At 74.2% G+C, this 17,592-nt stretch carries 14 protein-coding genes, 1 tRNA gene and 1 pseudogene; 11 read left to right on the forward strand and 5 right to left on the reverse strand.

The genetic code is table 11. The features are described 5' to 3' along the window. Positions 1 to 236: 236 nt before the first annotated feature. Both HUT16_RS22955 and HUT16_RS22960 read right to left on the reverse strand, forming a co-directional pair. Positions 237 to 1,310: pseudogene (locus tag HUT16_RS22955) on the reverse strand (STM4014 family protein); the annotation flags it as partial. Between the two features lie 15 nt (positions 1,311 to 1,325). Then, the gene (locus HUT16_RS22960) at positions 1,326 to 2,276 is read right to left on the reverse strand and encodes an STM4015 family protein (RefSeq protein WP_176189980.1); all 951 of its coding nucleotides are present in this window, start codon (positions 2,274 to 2,276) and stop codon (positions 1,326 to 1,328) included. A gap of 202 nt (positions 2,277 to 2,478) precedes the next feature. Here HUT16_RS22960 and HUT16_RS22965 point away from each other — a divergent pair, with 202 nt between their 5' ends. The 3 genes from HUT16_RS22965 (at position 2,479) to HUT16_RS22975 (ending at position 5,008) form a co-directional block, all read left to right on the forward strand. Then, the gene (locus HUT16_RS22965) at positions 2,479 to 2,805 is read left to right on the forward strand and encodes a hypothetical protein (RefSeq protein ID WP_176189981.1); all 327 of its coding nucleotides are present in this window, start codon (positions 2,479 to 2,481) and stop codon (positions 2,803 to 2,805) included. 70 nt (positions 2,806 to 2,875) lie between these two features. Then, on the forward strand, positions 2,876 to 3,985 hold the full coding sequence (locus HUT16_RS22970) for a DUF6745 domain-containing protein (RefSeq protein WP_176189982.1): 1,110 nt from the start codon (positions 2,876 to 2,878) through the stop codon (positions 3,983 to 3,985). A 183-nt stretch (positions 3,986 to 4,168) separates the two neighbouring features. Further along, positions 4,169 to 5,008 (forward strand): fumarylacetoacetate hydrolase family protein, encoded by an 840-nt coding sequence (locus tag HUT16_RS22975; protein ID WP_176189983.1) that lies wholly within the window; start codon positions 4,169 to 4,171, stop codon positions 5,006 to 5,008. A 211-nt stretch (positions 5,009 to 5,219) separates the two neighbouring features. On the opposite strand, the gene HUT16_RS22980 is transcribed toward HUT16_RS22975, so the two are convergent. Next, positions 5,220 to 5,981 (reverse strand): TetR/AcrR family transcriptional regulator, encoded by a 762-nt coding sequence (locus tag HUT16_RS22980; RefSeq protein ID WP_176189984.1) that lies wholly within the window; start codon positions 5,979 to 5,981, stop codon positions 5,220 to 5,222. 108 nt (positions 5,982 to 6,089) lie between these two features. Between HUT16_RS22980 and HUT16_RS22985 the strand changes: the two genes are divergently transcribed. The 4 genes from HUT16_RS22985 (at position 6,090) to HUT16_RS23000 (ending at position 11,400) form a co-directional block, all read left to right on the forward strand. Continuing rightward, positions 6,090 to 6,770 (forward strand): rhomboid-like protein, encoded by a 681-nt coding sequence (locus HUT16_RS22985; protein ID WP_254897947.1) that lies wholly within the window; start codon positions 6,090 to 6,092, stop codon positions 6,768 to 6,770. Positions 6,771 to 6,826: 56 nt separating this feature from the next. Further along, positions 6,827 to 8,539 carry a DUF885 domain-containing protein gene (locus HUT16_RS22990; protein ID WP_176189985.1) on the forward strand — a complete coding sequence of 571 codons (1,713 nt, stop codon included), beginning with the start codon at positions 6,827 to 6,829 and terminating at the stop codon, positions 8,537 to 8,539. A 172-nt stretch (positions 8,540 to 8,711) separates the two neighbouring features. Next, on the forward strand, positions 8,712 to 10,208 hold the full coding sequence (locus tag HUT16_RS22995) for an MFS transporter (RefSeq protein ID WP_254897948.1): 1,497 nt from the start codon (positions 8,712 to 8,714) through the stop codon (positions 10,206 to 10,208). Between the two features lie 217 nt (positions 10,209 to 10,425). After that, complete coding sequence (locus tag HUT16_RS23000; RefSeq protein WP_254897949.1) at positions 10,426 to 11,400, forward strand: serine protease; 975 nt, start codon at positions 10,426 to 10,428, stop codon at positions 11,398 to 11,400. A 218-nt stretch (positions 11,401 to 11,618) separates the two neighbouring features. Here HUT16_RS23000 and HUT16_RS23005 read toward each other — a convergent pair whose 3' ends face one another. Both HUT16_RS23005 and HUT16_RS23010 read right to left on the reverse strand, forming a co-directional pair. Beyond that, positions 11,619 to 11,966: a hypothetical protein gene (locus HUT16_RS23005; protein ID WP_176189986.1), complete on the reverse strand. Its 348-nt coding sequence runs from the start codon at positions 11,964 to 11,966 to the stop codon at positions 11,619 to 11,621. 102 nt (positions 11,967 to 12,068) lie between these two features. Beyond that, positions 12,069 to 12,140, reverse strand: a tRNA-Arg gene (locus tag HUT16_RS23010). A gap of 214 nt (positions 12,141 to 12,354) precedes the next feature. Here HUT16_RS23010 and HUT16_RS23015 point away from each other — a divergent pair. The 4 genes from HUT16_RS23015 (at position 12,355) to HUT16_RS23030 (ending at position 17,581) form a co-directional block, all read left to right on the forward strand. Next, positions 12,355 to 12,891 carry a response regulator gene (locus tag HUT16_RS23015; protein ID WP_176189987.1) on the forward strand — a complete coding sequence of 179 codons (537 nt, stop codon included), beginning with the start codon at positions 12,355 to 12,357 and terminating at the stop codon, positions 12,889 to 12,891. A gap of 117 nt (positions 12,892 to 13,008) precedes the next feature. Beyond that, a complete protein-coding gene (argS, locus tag HUT16_RS23020) occupies positions 13,009 to 14,664 on the forward strand; it encodes an arginine--tRNA ligase (RefSeq protein WP_176189988.1) in 1,656 nt (551 codons plus the stop codon). Positions 14,665 to 14,764: 100 nt separating this feature from the next. Continuing rightward, positions 14,765 to 16,156, forward strand: coding sequence for a diaminopimelate decarboxylase (gene lysA / locus HUT16_RS23025; protein ID WP_176189989.1), 1,392 nt, complete (start codon positions 14,765 to 14,767; stop codon positions 16,154 to 16,156). 132 nt (positions 16,157 to 16,288) lie between these two features. Next, positions 16,289 to 17,581, forward strand: coding sequence for a homoserine dehydrogenase (locus HUT16_RS23030; protein WP_176189990.1), 1,293 nt, complete (start codon positions 16,289 to 16,291; stop codon positions 17,579 to 17,581). Positions 17,582 to 17,592: the final 11 nt, after the last annotated feature.

Genomic DNA, 17,592 nt, shown 5'->3' on the forward strand with positions numbered 1-17,592 from the left:
TCGGGGAACGGCGAGTCCGTGCTGCGCTGTGGCCCCTTCAGGGGCTCGGGGAACGGCGAGTCCGTGCTGCTGGTGGCCGGAGCCCATCGGAGGTCCGTGCTGCTGCGTGCAGTGACAGAACCCGAAGCCGATGCGCGCTCCGGCAGTGCACCGTCAGCAGACCCGGGCTCGCCGTTCCCCGAGCCCCCGGCGTCGCTTCCCGGCGTTCCTGCCGAGCCGGTCGGTTCGTACGCCGGGGAGGCCAGTTGGGCCGCGTAGGTGTCCAGGCCCGGGGCCGGGCCCTCGGGGAGGCCGGGGAGGTGGGGGAGCAGGTCGCCGAAGGCGTTGACCTCGGCGACCACGGCGCGGCGCCAGTCGGAGTGGGGGAGGAGGTCGACGCCGACCATGGGGGCGTGCGGGAAGCACCTCGCGGCGGCCTCCGCGGTGGCGAGGAGCCCGGGCCAGTGCGCCCCGGCCGCGGCCCGGGCGAGGGCGGTCTCGCCGCGGGCGCCGCCGAGGTGGAGATTGGTCATGGGGTGCCGGCTGGTGCGGACCACCGCGTGGGTGGCGCGGCCGCCGACGACCAGCACCCGCAGGTCCGCCGCGCGGCCGTGCTGGCCGGACTTGGGGATCCAGCGCTCGACGTGCAGGCCCTCGGGGGCGAGCCGGTCGACCAGTTCGGCGACCTCTGCCGCGCCGCGGTAGCGGCGGACGGCGAGCGAGTTGTGCAGCCCGTCCGGGGCGAGCTCCACCGAGGTGGTGGCCTGGACCCGGCCGTGCGGGCCGAACTCCAGCGCCACCACGCCGGACGCGGAGGAGCCGTGCACCGGCTTGAGGAACACCCGCCGCATCCCGGCGTCCGCCAGCCGCTCCCGCAGCTCCGCGTACGAGCCGGGGGCCCCGCCGGGCAGCGCGGGCGGCACCGGCACCCCGGCGGCGGACAGCAGGGCGTGGGTGCGCCGCTTGTCGAACATGACGGCGATCTCCTCCGGATCGCCGAGCAGGCGCACCCCGGGCCGGGCGGCCAGCGCGCGCAGGGCCGCGGTGACGCCCGCGTACCAGGCGGGGCCGCCCTCGACCCGGGTCGCGGCGTAGCCCGCCCCGAGGACGGGACCGCGCAGCAGCCGGTCGGCCTCCGGGTCCTCGCCGGGCGAGTCGAGCCGGACCACCGCGCCGGGCGGCAGCTCGTACCGCCCGCGCAGCAGGTCGGACCAGGGCAGCACGGCGGGCTCCGGCCGGCCGGCGGCCCGGGCCGCGGCGGCGAACAGGGTGACCCGCCGGTGCCCCGGGCAGCCCAGGACGACCAGTGGCGACGGCTGGTGCGAAATCACTCCCTTCCGCCCCGCCTACTCGGAGATGGCGACGTAGCGCCAGTTGTCGCCCGGGTCCTCGGCCCCGGAGAGGTCGATCCCGACGCCGGGCAGGGCGTCGCGCAGGCGCTGCTGCATGGCCTCGGTGAGGTAGTGGTGGTGCAGGTCCAGGGTCTTCAGGTGGGTGAGCGGCTGGCCCTCCAGCAGCGCCGCCGCGCCCTCGTCGGTGAGGGCGCCCATCGACAGCGACAGGCCGGTCAGCCGGGGCACCACCGGGGCCTGGGCGACCAGCGCGGCGATCCGGTCCTGGGTCTCGGCGTTCTGCAGGCCCAGGTACGTCAGCGCGGGCAGCTTGGCGCCGGACAGGAACGGGGCGAGGTCCTCCGTCGTCCAGTCGCCGCCGTAGTTGGCGACGCCGAGCCACAGCTCCAGCTTCTCCAGCGCCGGGAAGTCGCAGGCGCCGACCGCGCGGACGATCGCGGCGGGCAGGCCGCCGGCCTCGAACCGCAGCGCCTTCAGCCTCTCGTGCCGCACCGGCTTGAGGCCGAGCCGCGCGGTGTCCTCGTAGTCCTCGCTGGCCCCGCGCACCACCAGCTCCTCCAGCTGCGGGAACGCCTCGAACACCGGCGTGACGTCGCACATCTGGATCCAGGAGATCTCGCACTCCTCGAAGGTGATGTCGCCGAGGAAGAGCGCGCGCAGCGCGGGCATCCGGTCGGCGGCGGCCAGGATCAGCGGCAGCGCCTCGGACAGCGACTCCGGCTCCTCCGGGAACCAGCGGCCGAGCACCAGCGCGGTGACCTGCGCCGGGTCGACGGTGTCCAGGAACTTCTGCCACAGCTCGGCGAAGCCCTCCTCGTCGTCCCAGTCCAGGCCGACCCGCCAGGCGGTGGCGCCCGGAGCCGGGAACTCCCCCTTCTCCTGGGCGGTCCGGAAGTCGGTGACCGGCAGGCCGTGGAACTCCTTGGCGTGCTCGTTGATGGTCATGCGCTGCTCCTCGCTGCTGGTGCCGCTGCTCGTCGTGCCGCTGCTGTGCCGCGGGCCCGCGGTGGGCCGGAGACCTGTCTACCAGCCGCCCGTGACGTTCACCCGCACGAAGGACCCGACGGGAGCGCGGTTGTCGGTGGCACGGCCTAGTTTCCGGTGCGTGGAGTTCGGCAGCGGGCCGGACCGGACAGCGGGAGGCCCCGTGTACCGCCAGGGAGACGTACTGATCGTGCCGGTCGCGCGGAGCGCCGTCCCGGCCGCCGTCGCGCACATGGCGCGCCAGCCCCGGGACGGCCGGGGGCGGCTGGTGCTGGCCCTCGGCGAGGTGACCGGGCACGCCCACGCGGTGGTCGGGCCGGGCGAACTCGTCCGCGAGGGCGGCCCGTTCTCCTTCGCCTGGCTGCACCTGCCGGAGGGCGGCCGGGTCGTCCACGAGGAGCACGCGGCGATCGCCCTGCCCAGCGGCTGGTTCCGGGTGGTGCGCCAGCGCGAGTACACGCCCGGCGCGGTCCGCGTGGTCGCCGACTGAGCCCGGCCGCCCGCCGACCCGCCGCCCGCCGACCCGCCACCCGCACCACGACCAGGATCACGGAGAACTGATGAGCAGCCAGCTGACCGGCCGTCCGGCCGACCTCTCGGTGGCCCACTGGCGGGCCGTCGCCGCCGCCACCGGCCCCGCCGACCGGGCCACCGCCGAACAGGCCGTCCGGGATGCCTACCGGGCCGCCGGGCTGGCCGAGCCCGCCGAGTTCCGCTGGTACCCCTCGCCGCGCGCCGCGATCGCCGAACTCCTCGACCACGAGGGCCGGTTCGGGACGAGCGTGCGCGAGCGGGTGCGCACCGCCGCCTGGGAGCGGGCCCGCACCGGCGCCCACGCCGCGCTCGGCCCGGCCGGCTGGGCCGAGCTGTGGAACACCACCGGCGCCGAACTCGCCGAGACCACCGCGCTGCCCGCCGAACGCGTCCGCACCGCGCTGCTCGACCACTTCGCCCCCGAGCCCGAGCCGATCGACGACTGGCAGGAGGCCCGCAAGCCCGAGAACCGGGCGGTCCGGCAGGCCGCCGCCGAGCGGCGCGGCCGCGTCCGGCTCGCCCTGCTGGACGCCGTCGCCGGCCAGCACGACGCCGCCTGGCTCGCCGCCTTCGACACCGCCGGCACCGGGGACGCGGCCCTCGCCGCGCTGGCCGGCGTCGCCCGCCAGACCGGCTGGTGGTGGCCGTACGAGCGCGCCGTGCTGCTCACCGAGCGCCCCACCGCGCTGCACCGCGACGAGGCCGGCCGGCTCGACCGCGCCGACGGCCCGGCGCTCGCCTACGCCGACGGCTTCGCGCTGCACGCCTGGCGCGGCATGCCCGTCCCCGCCGACTTCCTCGACCGGCTCGCCGGCCTCACCCCCGAGCGCATCCGCACCGAGGAGAACGCCGAACTGCGCCGCGTCATGCTGGAGCACTTCGGCTACGACCGCTACCTCGCCGAATCCGGCGCCGAACCGCTGCACCGGGACGAGACCGGCGTCCTGTGGCGGATCCAGCTCCCGAACGACGAACCGGTGGTGATGGTCGAGGTGGTCAACTCCACCCCCGAACCGGACGGCACCCACCGCACCTACTACCTGCGCGTCCCGCCCGGCACCCGCACCGCCCGGGCCGGCGTCGCCTGGACGTTCGGCGTCGAGGAGGGCGACTACCGGCCGCAGCGCGAGACCTGACCGGCGGCCGGGCGGCCGCTGTCAAGGGTGCGGGCCGCCGATTCGGCTTCCGCCCGGCACCCTCCGATTGGGAGGAATTCGCCGAAGCGGCACCGCTGTTCCGCAGGCGACCGCCGCTGATATACCTCGATGTCCCGGGGCAGGGGACGACCCGCCCCCGCGACGAACAGGTGGTGACGGGCAGTGAAGCTCCTCCGCGTGGGCCCGGCGGGCGCAGAACGACCGGTCGTGCTCGCCCCCGACGGCACCGCCCGCGACCTGCGGCCGCTCACCCCCGACCTGGACGGCGCGTTCCTCGCCGGGTTCGACCCGGCGGCGCTCGACCCCGCCGCCCTCCCGGTCACCGACCTCACCGGCGAGCGCATCGGCCCGCCGGTCGCCCGCCCCGGCAAGATCGTCGGCATCGGCCTCAACTACCGCGACCACGCGGCCGAGGCCGGCGCCGCGATCCCGACCGAGCCGGTGGTCTTCCTCAAGCCCGTCAACACCCTGGTCGGCTCGCACGACCGGGTGCTCGTCCCGCGCGGCAGCGAGAAGACCGACTACGAGGTCGAACTCGCCGTCGTCATCGGCCGCACCGGCCGCTACCTGGACACCGCGGCCGAGGCCGCCGCGATCATCGCCGGCTACGCGGCCGCCAACGACGTCACCGAGCGCGCCTTCCAGTTCGACCGCGGCGGCCAGTGGGACAAGGGCAAGTCCGCCGAGACCTTCACCCCGCTCGGCCCCTGGCTGGTCACCCCCGACGAACTCGGCGACCCGCAGGCCCTCGACCTGCGGCTGTGGGTCAACGGCGAACTGCGCCAGAACGGCTCCACCGCGGACATGGTCTTCCCGGTCCACGAGACCGTCCGCTACCTCACCCACTTCATGCGCCTCGACCCCGGCGACATCGTCATCACCGGCACCCCCGCCGGCGTCACCCTCGGCCGCCCGGGCACCCCCTTCCTCCGCGCGGGCGACGAGGTCGCCCTCGAAGTCACCGGCCTCGGCCGCCAGGAGACCACCCTCGGCCAGGCCTAGCGAGAGCCCCCGCCGGGGGCTCGGGGAACGGCGAGGCCGGGTCTGCTGCTGGTTCACTGCCGTTGCGCGCGTCTGCTTCGGGTTCTGTCACTGCACGCAGCAGCACGGACCTCCGGTGGGCTCCGGCCGCCAGCAGCACGGACTCGCCGTTCCCCGAGCCCCTGATCCAGCCTCCCGCCGTTCGCCCCCGAGCCCCTGGCGGGGCTCTCTCTCACAGCCCCAGGTCGCGCAGGCGCGCGATGAGCACTCCCGCCGGGCTGTCCGCCGTCTCCAACTGGAGCCAGCCGTGCAGGACCTCCGCGGTCTGGGCGTCCCGGACGGCGGTGGCCGCGGCCATCACCACGAACTGGTCGACCAGCCAGGCGCAGAGCGAGTCGACCGGGATCTGCCGGCCCTCGTCGAGCCAGCTGATCGCGGAGGCCTCCACCACCGAGATCCAGGAGCGCACCAGCAGGGTCAGCCGGGGCCCGGCCTCCCGCACCCCGAGGTGGCGCAGGGTGCGCCGCAGCGCCGCCCGGCGCACATCGTCGACGATGGCCGAGGTGCGCACGGTCTCGACGACCGAGCCGCCGCGCAGCAGCGCGCCGTACCCGGCGGCGTGCTCGCCGACGAAGTCGAAGTAGCGGTGCAGGACGGCGCCCAGCTGCTGGGTCGGGGTGCCGTCGGAGGGCTCGACGGTGAAGCGGGTGGTGAGTTCGGAGGCGGCGCTGCGCAGCGCCGCCTCGTACAGCTGCTGCTTGCCACCGGCGAAGTAGCGGTAGACGAGCGGCCGGGAGGCCCCCGCGGCCTCCGCGACGTCGTCGAGCGAGACCTCCTCGGGCGGGCGGGCGGCGAAGAGTTCGAGGGCGACGGCGATCAGCTGCTCGCGCCGTTGCTGGACGGGCAGTCGCCGGTAGGCGGCGCGGCGGGGGCGCCCCGCGGCGGCGGTGGGGTCGTCGACGGGTTCCTCGACGGGGGAGGGGGTCGCTGCCATGCGTGCCAGGGTAGACCTCGGGCGGGCCGCCGCACCCCCCTCCGCACGGCCGCCACCGGCGGGTTCCCGCCGGGCGCGGCCCGGCCCGCGGCCGCAGACTGTGGGCAGGTGCCAGCGGAGGACGGCGAGGAGCGGCCGGTGCGGTGGGTGCGGGCGGTCGGGCGGTGGATCGGGAAGTCCCCGGGGACGTACGTGTGGCTGCTGCTGCTGGCGTGCACCAGCTTCGTGGTGGCGCGGATGGACCCGGCGGCGCTGGACTACTTCCTGGAGCAGCGCTCCACCAACATCGACCAGCTCACCTCGCACCCGGTGCACGCCCTGCTGGCCAGCCTGATCTGGACCGAGCAGGCGAACTTCCCCTTCTACTTCGTGGTCTTCCACGTCTTCCACGTGCCGGCCGAGCGCTGGCTCGGCACCCGCCGCTGGCTGACCGTCGCGCTGACCGCCCACGTGCTGGCCACCTTCGTCAGCGAGGGTGTGGTCGCCTGGGGCGTCCACCACCACGTGCTCCCGGCGAACATGTCGACCACGGTGGACGTCGGCGTGTCGTACGCGCTGGCCGGGGTGGAGGGCGTGCTGACGTACCGGTTGGCCGGGGCGTGGCGCTGGGTGTACGGGTGCGGGCTGCTCGGGTTCTACCTGGTGCCGCTGCTGGTCTCGCACACCTTCACCGATCTGGGGCACTTCTGCTCGGTGCTGATCGGCCTGGCGTTCTACCCGATCACCCGGGGCCGGCCGACCTGGGACCCGTGGCGCAGCGCCCGCCGGCTCGCCCCCGCCAGGGGCTGACGACGCAGTGGGCGAACAGGGGTTGAATTCGCCTGAGGCTGCGACAGGATGGCCGGATGGCTCATGAACTGAACGTACCTCACCCGAGCGGCCCCACCCCGCGCCGCCTCGCCGACTCCTACGTCCACGCGCTCGCCGACGCGGACCCGCTGACCGCGGTGTACCTCGGCCTCAACCCGGAGGACGACCGGCTCACCGACCTGTCGGCGGAGGGCATCGAAGCCACCGCCGACCTGGCCCGCCGCACCCTCGCCGCCCTGGACGAGCTGGAGGCGTCCGGTCCGGTCGAGGACGAGGCGGAACGCCGCTGCGCCCGGCTGCTGCGCGAGCGGCTCACCGCCGAACTGGCCGTGCACGACGCGGGCGAGGGCTTCCGCAGCATCCGGAACCTGGGCTCGCCGGTGCACAACACCCGCGAGATGTTCACCCTGCTGCCCACCGACACCGACGAGGACTGGCAGCGGCTGGGCCGCCGGCTGGCCCGCTTCCCGCTGGCGATGGCCCAGTACCGGCAGAGCCTGGAGGAGGGCGTCCGGCGCGGCCTGCTGTCGGCGCCCCGCCAGGTGGAGACGGTGGTCGGCCAGTTCGGCGAGTGGATCGACGGCGAGACCCCCGGCGGCTGGTTCGGCGAACTGGTCGCCCCCGCCCCCGAGCACCTGCGCGAGGGGCTGACCGCCACCGCCGTCGAGGCCACCGCCGCCCTCGCCGAGCTGCGCGACTGGATGCGCGACGCGTACGCCCCCGCCGCCCGGGGCACCGCCGACGGGGTCGGCCGCGAGCGCTACACCCGCTGGGTGCGGTACTGGACCGGCGCCGAGCTCGACCTGGACGAGGCGTACGGCTGGGCCTGGGAGCAGTTCCACGACCTGGACGCGCAGATGCGGGTCGAGGCGGAGAAGGTCCGCCCGGGCACGACCCCGATGCAGGCCATGAAGTGGCTGGAGACCGACGGCCCGGCGATCCGCGGCGAGCAGGAGGTGCAGGAGTACCTGCAGGCCCTGATGGACCGGGCGATCAACGACCTCCAGGGCACCCACTTCGACCTGGCCGAGCCGCTGCTCAGGGTGGAGTCGCGGATCGCCCCGCCCGGCAGCGCCGCCGCCCCCTACTACACCCAGCCCTCGCTGGACTTCTCCCGCCCCGGCCGGACCTGGCTGCCCACCCTGGGCCGGGAGGCGTTCCCGGAGTGGGACCTGGTCTCCACCTGGTACCACGAGGGCGTCCCGGGCCACCACCTGCAGCTCGCCCAGTGGACGTACGTCGCCGACCGGCTCTCCACCTACCAGGTCACCCTGGGCGGGGTCAGCGCCAACATGGAGGGCTGGGCGCTGTACGCCGAGCGCCTGATGGACGAGCTCGGCTACCTGACCGACCCGGGCCACCGCCTCGGCTACCTGAACGCCCAGATGATGCGGGCGCTGCGGGTGATCGTCGACATCGGCATGCACGCCGGGCTGGACTTCCCGGCCGACTCGCCGTTCGCCCCCGGCGAGCGGATGACGCCCGAGCTGGCCCGCGCGTTCTTCGGGGCGTACTGCGGCCTGTCCGCCGACTTCCTGGACAGCGAGCTGGTGCGCTACCTCGGCCTGCCCGGCCAGGCCATCGGCTACAAGCTCGGCGAGCGGGCCTGGCTGCGCGGACGGGCCGCGGCCCGGGCGGCGGCCGAGGCGCGCGGCGAGGAGTTCGACCCCAAGGCCTGGCACATGGCGGCGCTCTCCCAGGGCTCGCTGGGCCTGGACGACCTGGTCACCGAGCTCAGCGCGCTCTAGGGCCGACCGCAGCGTCCCGGGTGGCCGATGCGGCCGGGCACCCGGGGCCGCCGTCCCAAATGCTGACACCACCTGACAATTCGCCTTGCCGCCGTCCCGTTCGGGGGTTTCCCTGGGAAGAGCGCCGTACGCGCCCTGCCCCGATCCCCGATCTGCGGAAGGCGGCTCCACGGTGACCACCCAGCACGCCCCCGACACCCCTGCGGCCGACCCGCGCCGCTGGTGGGCCCTGGCGGTCATCGCCATCGCCCAGCTGATGATCGTCCTCGACGCGACGATCGTGAACATCGCCCTCCCGTCCGCGCAGAAGGCGCTCGACATCTCCGACGCCAACCGGCAGTGGGTGATCACCGCCTACACGCTGGCCTTCGGCGGACTGCTGCTGCTCGGCGGCCGGATCGGCGACCTCTTCGGCCGCAAGCGGACCTTCCTGGTCGGCCTGCTCGGCTTCGCCCTCGCCTCGGGCATCGGCGGCTTCGCCACCACCGACGGCATGCTGTTCGCCGCCCGCGCCCTCCAGGGCGCCTTCGGCGCACTGCTCGCCCCGTCCGCGCTCTCGCTGCTCTCCGTCACCTTCCGCGACCCGCGCGAACGCGCCACCGCCTTCGGCATCTTCGGCGCGCTGGCCGGCGGCGGCGCGGCGATCGGCCTGATCACCGGCGGACTGCTCACCGAGTACCTGTCCTGGCGCTGGTGCCTGTACGTCAACATCCCGATCGCGATCGTCACCGGCATCGGCGCGTACTACCTGCTGGTGCGCGACCACGTCGACCGCTCCCGCCGGGTCCGGCTCGACCTGCCCGGCGCGGTGCTCGGCTGCGGCGGCCTGCTGGCCATCGTCTACGGCACCTCCGAGGCGGTCTCCCGGGGCTGGGACGACTGGCTGGTGCTCACCGCGCTCTGCGCCGGCGTCGCCCTGCTCGCCGTCTTCGCCCTGGTCGAACGGCGCACCGAGCACGCGCTGCTGCCGATCCACCTGATCAGCGACCGCAACCGGGCCGGCGGCGCGCTCTCCGTCGGGCTCGCCGTGATCGGCATGTTCGGCCTGTTCCTCTTCCTCACCTACTACCTCCAGGTGATCAAGGGGTACTCGCCGATCAAGGCCGGCGTCTCCTTCCTCCCGATGACCGCCGCCATCGTGACCAGCGCCGCGGGCATCGCCTCCCGGCTGATGACCCGCGTCCCCACCCGCAACCTGGTCGTCCCCGGCCTGCTGCTCGGCGCCGCCGGCATGGCCTGGCTCACCCAGATCAAGGTCGACAGCCCCTACGCCACCATGGTGCTGCCCGCCGAACTGCTGCTCGGCTTCGGCATGGGCCTGGTCTTCATGCCGACCATGAGCCTGGCCACCCTGAACGTCGCCCCGCAGGAGACCGGCGCGGCCGCCGCCATCATCAACAGCGCCCAGCAGGTCGGCGGCTCGATCGGCACCGCGCTGCTCAACACCATCGCGGCCAGCGTCACCGCCACCTACCTGGCCGCCCGCAACCCCACCGATCCGCTGGTCCAGGCCCAGGGTGCGGTGCACGGCTACGCCGTCGCCACCACCGTCGCGATGGCCATCCTGATCGCCGCCGCCGTGATCGCCTTCCTGATGATCAACCACCGCCCCGCCCCCGGCGAGGCCCGGGGCGAGGACGCCGCCGCCGAGGCCCGCGCCGCGGTCTGACCCCGCGGCGCCCGGCCGGGTGTCGGACCGCTCCGGCCGCCCCCGCCCGTGGGACGCTGCTGCACGCCGCCGGAAATCTCACGAGCCTCCCAGGCAGTCATGACGGCTTTCCCAGTTGGACGGCGGATATTGGGGCAGACGGTGTGCGACAGGTGCCCGCGCCGGAACCCCGGCGTGGGCACCGCCACGACCAGGAGCGGCGGGAGCGGGGCAGCGGATGGAACGACACACCAGGCCGGAGGCGCGCCGCACGCTGCGGTCGGCCGCACTCACCTCCTTCCTCGCCGTCGGCGCCGTCGGCGCGATGACGGCCGCCGGGCTGTTCACCGTCCACCTGCACCACCCGGCCCGGCCCGGCACCGACACCGTCGCCCTGGCCGTCCCCACCACCGCCGCGCCGACGCCCGCGCCCGCGCCGACCCCGTCCCCGTCCCCCTCCGTGGCGGACGCGCCCGCCGCGGACGCACCCGCGGACGCGCCCGCCGCCGCGCAACCGGCCGCCCCCGCCGCCGGGCCCACCCTGCAGGACCCGCCCAGCGCCCCGCCGGACGTCCCGCTCGGCGTCACCGCCACCGCCCCCGACAACGCCGAGTCCCGCCGGGTCGGCGCCCTGTTCTCCGGCCCGGCCGCCCCCGGCAACCACTTCTGCACCGCCAGCGTCATCGACAGCCCCGGCCGCAACCTGATCCTCACCGCCGCGCACTGCCTCTCCGGCGCGAACGGCACCACCTTCGTCCCCGGCTACCGCGACGGCCAGGCGCCGTACGGGAGTTGGCAGGTCACCAAGGTCTACACCGCGGACGGCTGGCGCAACGGCGGCGACCCCGACGAGGACTTCGCGATCCTCGCGGTGGCCCCCAGCGGCGGCCGCCAGATCGAGGACGCCGTCGGCGGCAACCCCCTCGGGACCAACGCGGCCTGGACCGTCCGGGTCCGCCTCTACGGCTACCCCGCCAAGGCCGAACTCCCCATCCTCTGCACCAACACCACCACCCGCCAGGACACCTACCAGCGCCGCATCGACTGCCCCGCCTTCCCCGGCGGCACCAGCGGCGGCCCCTTCATCGACGCCGCCACCGGCGAGGTCGTCGGCGTCATCGGCGGCTACCAGCAGGGCGGCGCCACCGACGACACCTCCTACAGCGCGGCCTTCGACCACACCATCGCCGAACTCCTCGCCGAGGCCAGCTGAGAGAGCCCCGTCAGGGGCTCGGCTGGAACGGCGGGAGGCATCATCAGGGGCCCGGGGAACGGCGGGTCCGTGCTGCTGCGCGTCCTGAACGGAACCCGAAGCCGATGCGCCCAACGGCAATGCACCGCTCGCAGACCCGGGCTCGCCGTTCCCCGTGCCCCCGGCGGGGCCTCTCGCCGTTCCCCGAGCCCCTCGACACCCGCCTCCGGTCGGAGCGCTCAGCGCTTCGCGCGCCGCTCGGCGACCAGCCGCTCGACCTCGGCCAGGAACCCGTCCGGGACCTCACCGGTGGCGCGCAGGTGCGCGCGCTCCCCGGCGGTGAGCTTCTCGGCCGCAGTGTCCACGGCGAAGGCGTACGCGTGCAGCCGGCCCGAGGCCCGATCGCGCCGCAGGTCGCCGGCGAGCCCGGCGGCCTGCCGTCCGAACCGGCCGCTCTTGTAGGCGAACAGCGCCGTCAGCCAGCCGAACGCCCCGGGCCCGGCCGCCCTCCGGCCCAGCTGCTCCCGGACGGCCAGCCAGCACAGCCGTTCGTCCGGCAGGTTCGGGACGGGTTCCGTCCTGGTCATCGCGCCTCCCCCTTCGGGCCCGTCCGGGCCCGGAAGCGACGAAGGCCCAGAACAGTGGACGAACTCCACTGGCCTGAGCCTCTGTTGCACTTCGGTGTGAAGTGCCCCCGGTAGGATTCGAACCTACGCACCCGCCTCCGGAGGGCGGTGCTCTATCCCCTGAGCTACGGGGGCCTGGGCTCACCTGGCGGTGCTGCCCGGCCTGACGGGGAAAACACTACCAGGGAAACTCCGTGCTCCGTGCACGGGTTTCCACCGGCCGGTCGGGAGCCGTTCCGACGGGCCGTCAGCCGGGGCGCCGGCCGGCTCCCGGCCGGCCCGGCGGCGGTGACCGGCAAGTGCCCGAAAGGCCGGACGCGGGGGGCGGGGCGCGGCTACCCTCGGTGAGGTGGCGGCGACGTCGGGGCGGGTCCTCGTGGTGGACGACAGCGAGGTGATCCGCCAACTGATCAGGGTCAACCTGGAGCTGGAGGGCTTCGAGGTGGTGACCGCCGCCGACGGTGCCGAGTGCCTGGAGGTGGTCCGCCGGGTCGCGCCGGACGTGGTCACCCTGGACGTGGTGATGCCCCGGCTGGACGGCCTGCGGACGGCGGCCCGGCTGCGCGCGGCGCGGGACACCGCGCACCTGCCGATCGCGATCGTCAGCGCCTGCACGCCGGCCGACCTGGAGCGCGGCGAGTCGGTGGGGGTGGACGGGTACCTGGCGAAGCCCTTCGACCCGGCGGAGCTGGTCGCGCTGGTGCGGCGGCTGCGGGCGGGGGCGCTGACCGGGCGGCGGTTCGCCTACGACTTCGGCAGCCCGGGCCAGGCGTCCGGCCAGACGTCCGGCCACGTGTCAGGTCAGGCGTCCGGGTGGACCCCGGGCGATTCAGCTCAGAGCGAACAGGCGCAGGAACTCGTCCGGCCGGACGAGCCGCGCCCGTGAGATGTGCCCGCCAGCAGCGGCGTCCGACGACACGAAGCACGTCCGGAGCGGCGACGCGCGCCGCGGCGGGCAAACCGAGTGGCGGCCGGGTACCCCGTCTCGCCTAGGCTGGGCACCGTGACACCCGCAGAACTCTCCCAGGCAGTCCAGGCCGCCGTCAGCACCGCCATCGCGGCGGGCGAGCTGACCGTCGACGTGCCCGCGCACGTGACGGTCGAGCGGCCCAAGAACAGGGACCACGGCGACTACGCCACCAACGTGGCCCTCCAGCTCGCGAAGCCGGCCGGCAAGCCGCCGCGAGCCGTCGCGGAGATCCTGGCCGGGCGTCTGCGAGAGATCACCGGCGTCGCGAAGGTCGACATCGCGGGTCCGGGCTTCCTGAACATCACCCTGGACGCCGCCACCCAGGGCGAGCTGGCGCGCACCATCGTCGAGGCGGGCGAGGCGTACGGCCGCAACGAGGCGCTCAAGGGCCTGAAGATCAACCTGGAGTTCGTCTCGGCGAACCCGACCGGTCCGATCCACATCGGCGGCGTCCGCTGGGCCGCCGTCGGCGACTCGCTGGCCCGGGTGCTCAAGGCCACCGGCGCCGAGGTGTCGACCGAGTACTACCTGAACGACGCCGGCGTGCAGATCACCAAGTTCGCCAAGTCGCTCAAGGCCGCCGCCAACGGGCAGCCCGTCCCCGAGGACGGCTACGTCGGCGAGTACATCACCGACATCGCCAAGGCCGTCACCGAGGGCCTCCCCGGCGTGCTGGAGCTGCCCGAGGACGAGCAGCTCCAGGCGTTCCGCACCGAGGGCCTCACGTTGATGGTCACCGAGATCCAGCGGTCGATGGCCGAGTTCGGCGTGCACTTCGACACCTGGTTCTCCGAGCAGACGCTGCACGACTCCGGCGCCGTCGAGAAGGCCATCGAGCGGCTGCGCGAGCAGGGCCACGTCTTCGACCGGGACGGCGCGATCTGGCTGCGCACCACCGACTTCGGCGACGACAAGGACCGCGTCCTGATCAAGGCCGACGGCGAGACCACCTACTTCGCCGCCGACGCCGCCTACTACCTGAGCAAGCGGGACCGCGGCGCGGAGGTCTCGGTCTACATGCTCGGCGCCGACCACCACGGCTACGTCAACCGGCTCAAGGCCATCGCGGCCTGCGCGGGCGACGACATGGGCCGCAACATCGAGGTGATGATCGGCCAGTTCGTGAAGATGCTGCGCGACGGCAAGGAGGTCCGGCTCTCCAAGCGCGCGGGCAACATCATCACGATCGACGACGTGATCGACTGGATCGGCGTGGACGCCGCCCGCTACATGCTGGTGCGGCAGTCCACCGACTCCACCATCACCATCGACATCGACCTGGTGACCAGCACCTCCCGGGAGAACCCGGTCTACTACGTGCAGTACGCGCACGCCCGGATGTGCTCCGTGGGGCGCAACGCGGTGGAGAAGGGCATCACCCGCAGCGCGGACTTCACACCGGAGCTGCTGGCCACCGAGTGGGAGAACGACCTGCTCGGCCAGCTCGGCGAGTTCCCGCGGGTGCTGGCCAAGGCCGGCGAGCTGCGCGAGCCGCACCACGTGGCCACGTACCTGGAGGAACTGGCCCGCGCCTACCACCGGTTCTACGACAACTGCCAGATCCTGCCCAAGGGCGACGAGGAGGTCACCGACCTCACGCACGCCCGGCTCTGGCTGGCCGACGCCACGCGGACGACGCTGGCCAACGGCCTCGGACTGCTCGGCGTCTCGGCGCCCGAGCGGATGTAAGCACCAAGCCCCCAGCGCGCAGCACACAGCGACGGGGCGGCGGACCGGTCCACGGCGGGCCGGTCGCCGCCCCTCGCCATAGGTCGAGGAAGTACTGGACATGAGCCGATCCGCCCACCCGGCAGGACCCCGCCACGGCGACGTGCTGCCCGAGGGCCACTACCAGGCCCCGCCCGCCGACCTCAACGCGCTCGACCCCAAGGTCTGGTCGCGCACCGTCGCCCGCGACCCGGCGGGCGTGCTCACCGTCGGCGGCGTCGACGTCCGCACCCTGGCCGGTGAGTTCGGCACCCCCGCGTACGTGCTGGACGAGGCCGACTTCCGGGCCCGGGCCCGGGCCTGGCGGGAGGCGTTCGGCGCGGACGCCGACGTCTACTACGCGGGCAAGGCGTTCCTGTCCAAGGCCGTGGTGCGCTGGCTGCACGAGGAGGGCCTCAACGTCGACGTCTGCTCGGCGGGCGAGCTCCAGGTGGCGCTGGCGGCCGGCATGCCGGGCGAGCGGATCGCGATGCACGGCAACAACAAGTCGGTGCGGGAGCTGGAGCAGGCCGTGAAGGCCGGGGTGGGCCACGTGGTGGTCGACTCCTTCGAGGAGATCGACCGGCTGGCGGAGACCGCCGGGGCGCAGGGCGTCCGGCAGCCGGTGCTGATCCGGGTCACCGTCGGCGTCGAGGCGCACACCCACGAGTTCATCGCCACCGCGCACGAGGACCAGAAGTTCGGCCTGTCGCTCTCCGGCGGCCTGGCCGCCGAGGCGGTCCGCCGGGTGCTGGCCCGGCCGTCCCTGGAGCTGCGCGGCATCCACTCGCACATCGGCTCGCAGATCTTCGACTTCGCCGGCTTCGAGGTGGCCGCCCGCCGGGTGGTCGGCCTGCTCGCCGAGGTCCGCGACGAGCACGGCGTCCAGCTGCCGGAGGTCGACCTGGGCGGCGGGCTCGGCATCGCCTACACCCCCGAGGACGACCCGCGCGAGCCCGCCGAGATCGCCGCCGCGCTCGGCGCGATCGTCCGGCGCGAGTGCGCCGCCGCCGGGCTGGCCGTCCCCCGGATCAGCGTCGAGCCCGGCCGGGCCATCGTCGGCCCCACCGCCTTCACGCTGTACGAGGTCGGCACCGTCAAGCCGCTGGAGGGCCTGCGCACCTACGTCAGCGTGGACGGCGGCATGTCCGACAACATCCGCACCGCGCTGTACGACGCCGAGTACTCGGTGGCGCTGGCCTCCCGGACCAGCACCGCCGGGCCGATGCTGGTCCGGGTGGTCGGCAAGCACTGCGAGTCCGGCGACATCGTGGTCAAGGACGCCTTCCTGCCCGCCGACCTGGCCCCCGGCGACCTGATCGCGGTGCCCGCGACCGGCGCCTACTGCCGCTCGATGGCGAGCAACTACAACCACGCGCTCAAGCCCCCCGTGCTGGCCGTCGCCGACGGAGCGGCCCGGGTGATCGTCCGCCGCGAGACGGAGGAGGATCTCCTGCGTCTCGATATCGGCTGACGAAATTTTCGTCTCAGAACGTGGACCAGCCGTAGATCCGTGCGGAAAGTCCCGGAGACTGGTGGGGACAGACAAGCCCCCGGGGGCGACGGAGCACCCCGGCGGGGACCGAAGAATGCAGAGCGGAGTCGGATGATGCGTACGCGCCCGCTGAAGGTGGCGTTGCTGGGCTGTGGTGTGGTGGGCTCCGAGGTGGCGCGCATCATGACGACGACGGCCGACGACCTCGCCGCGCGCATCGGCGCCCCGGTCGAGCTCGCGGGCATCGCGGTCCGGCGGGCCGGGCGCCCCCGCCCCGGCGTCCCCGAGCACCTGCTCACCACCGACGCCGAGGCCCTGGTCGGCCGCGGCGACATCGACGTGGTGGTCGAGGTGGTGGGCGGCATCGAGCCGTCCAAATCGCTGATCCTGAAAGCCTTCGAGGGCGGCGCCTCGGTGGTCTCCGCGAACAAGGCGCTGCTCGCCAAGGACGGCGCCGAACTGCACGAGGCGGCCGCCGCCGCCGGTGTCGACCTCTACTACGAGGCCGCCGTCGCCGGGGCGATCCCGCTGCTGCGCCCGCTGCGCGAGTCGCTGGCCGGTGACAAGGTGAACCGGGTGCTGGGCATCGTCAACGGCACCACCAACTTCATCCTCGACAAGATGGACTCCACCGGCGCCGGGTACTCCGAGGCGCTGGAGGAGGCCACCGCGCTGGGCTATGCCGAGGCCGACCCGACCGCCGACGTGGAGGGCTTCGACGCCGCCGCCAAGGCCGCCATCCTGGCCGGGATCGCCTTCCACACCAAGGTCACCGCCGCGGACGTCTACCGCGAGGGCATCACCGAGGTCACCGCCGCCGACATCGCCTCCGCCAAGCAGATGGGCTGCGTGGTCAAGCTGCTGGCGATCTGCGAGCGCGCCGCCGACGGCGCCTCGGTCACCGCCCGGGTCCACCCGGCGATGATCCCGCTCAGCCACCCGCTGGCCTCCGTCCGCGAGGCCTACAACGCGGTCTTCGTGGAGGCCGAGGCGGCCGGCCGGCTGATGTTCTACGGCCCCGGCGCGGGCGGCTCGCCGACCGCCTCCGCGGTCCTCGGCGACCTGGTCGCGGTCTGCCGCAACAAGCTGAACGGCTCCACCGGCCCGGGCGACTCGGTCTACGCCGCGCTGCCCGCCAAGCCGATGGACGAGGTGGTCACCCGCTACCACGTCAGCCTGGACGTGGACGACCGCGCGGGCGTGCTCGCCCAGGTCGCCTCGGTCTTCGCCGAGCACGGCGTCTCCATCGACACCGTGCGCCAGCAGGGCCGCGAGGGCGACGCCGCGCTCGTCGTGGTCACCCACCGCGCCACCGACGCCGCCCTGTCGGCGACGGTCGACAAGCTCCGCGCACTGGACAGCGTGCGCGACGTGGCCAGCATCATGCGGGTCGAAGGGGAATAAGGAAAACCGGT

The sequence above is a fragment of the Kitasatospora sp. NA04385 genome (assembly GCF_013364235.1).
Classification (GTDB): domain Bacteria; phylum Actinomycetota; class Actinomycetes; order Streptomycetales; family Streptomycetaceae; genus Kitasatospora.